The organism is Lutibacter holmesii (assembly GCF_042679665.1).
In the GTDB taxonomy this organism is placed as follows: Bacteria; Bacteroidota; Bacteroidia; order Flavobacteriales; family Flavobacteriaceae; genus Lutibacter; species Lutibacter holmesii.
In genome coordinates, this window is sequence record NZ_JBHTMV010000017.1 from 1 (window position 1) to 1,735 (window position 1,735).

Consider the following 1,735-nt stretch of genomic DNA (forward strand, 5'->3'; position numbering starts at 1 on the left):
TTCTCTATCTCAATTGCAGCGTCTTCTCGAATGTTGGACTTATCTAAATCAAAATAAATTGGATTGATATTCACCATTAACATTCCTCGAACTGTAACAAAATCACTTGGCTCTATTAATAATCCTAGTTCTAATTTCAAGTCATGAACATTAGAGGTAATAAACTCTTTGCTATCTGTTGTATAATCTTGTTTAGACCCTACTACTTTGTATGGCGTATCACAAGCTACTTTATACTCAAATGCTCCGGCCATATCTGAGATAACACTGCCTATAACTTCTCCGGACTGATCAAACAACTCTACCAAAGCACCTGGCATTAATGCTCCACTTTCTCTATCGCGTACAACTCCTTCTACAAATTGATAACAATCAAAGTTTAGCGGTTGCTTCTCTTCAAAAGAATAAATATCATCATCGCCCTTTCCACCTTTTCTATTAGATGAAAAATATCCTAAGTTCGTGTTTGGTTGGCGTACAAAACCAAAGTCATCTTTATCACTATTGATTGGTCGTCCTATGTTTTCTGCTTTTTTTACAGCTACGCCATTTTTTATTCTTGTTACATAAACATCTAAACCGCCCATACCATCAACATAAGCATCTGATGAAAAATACAAAATATCTTGACCGTCTATAAAAGGAAACATCTCTTTCCCTTTTGTGTTTACATTTGGTCCTAAGTTTCTTGGTTTGCTATACGTGCTATCACTTAAAATATCTACTACATAAATATCCGTTTTACCGTAACCGCCTAACATATCTGAGATAAAGTACAACTTGTCTTCTGCTTTATTTAATGCAGGATGACCGGTTTGGTAATTGTCATTATTAAATGGCATTTGTTGTACTTCCCAATCGCCTTTTTCATTAACGGTAGCTTTGTACAACTGATTTAAGTTCCAATCTAACGTATCCTTTTTAAACTTCTTGTCTAAATAATTGTTACGTGTAAAGTAAATTGTCTTTAAATCTTTTGTAAACGTAACATCTGCATCGTGAAACTTTGTGTTGATCTTTTTTGAAAACAATTCTATATTGGTAATCTCTCCATCTTGATTGTAAACTCCTTTGTACAATTGTAAAAACGGTTGATCGTTTCCTTTCCAAACTTTGTTTCGTATAGTTTTACCTTTTCGGGAAGATGCAAAAATAACGGTACTATCTCCTGCATAAGAAACACCATAATCTTGGTATTTAGTATTCCCTGAAATATTCTTTACTACATAGTTCTCTTCTGGAGTACTTGTAATTTCTTGCCCTCTTGTTAAAAAACTTACACAAATTAAAAATATTAGTATGCTATTTTTTTTCATATCTCTTGCTATAGGTATTAAAAGAATCTTGGACTCTTGATATTTCTTCTATTAAATTCATACAATAAAATAACCTCGTGAGAGCCTGAATTGTAATCTCCAAAATTACTTGTAGTATAATCATAGGCATAACCTATTCTAAAATCATTGTTTACTTGGAAACCAACCATACCACTAATAGAATCATCTATTCGATAAGATAGTCCTACTTCAAACATTTGATTCACCAATAAATTCAACGAAAGATCTACCGATAAAGGTGCTCCAGAAGTAGCCTTAAACATAGTAGATGGTTTTAACAATAAATTGTCTGATAAATCAAATACATAACCTGCTGTTAAAAAATAGTGCATTTTCTCTGAAGCTGTACTTACATAACCATTACCGCTTTCTAAATGACGGGTCTCTAAAAAGTTTGG

The 1,735-nt window shown here is 32.9% G+C and carries 2 protein-coding genes; both read right to left on the reverse strand.

The annotated features are described in order from the left end of the window. The coding region (locus ACFQ5N_RS14305; RefSeq protein WP_386810474.1) for a carboxypeptidase-like regulatory domain-containing protein at positions 1 to 1,316 on the reverse strand (1,316 nt) is incomplete at its 3' end. Positions 1,317 to 1,333: 17 nt separating this feature from the next. Beyond that, positions 1,334 to 1,735, reverse strand: a 402-nt coding sequence (locus tag ACFQ5N_RS14310; RefSeq protein WP_386810476.1) for a PorP/SprF family type IX secretion system membrane protein, incomplete at its 5' end; no start/stop codon positions are given.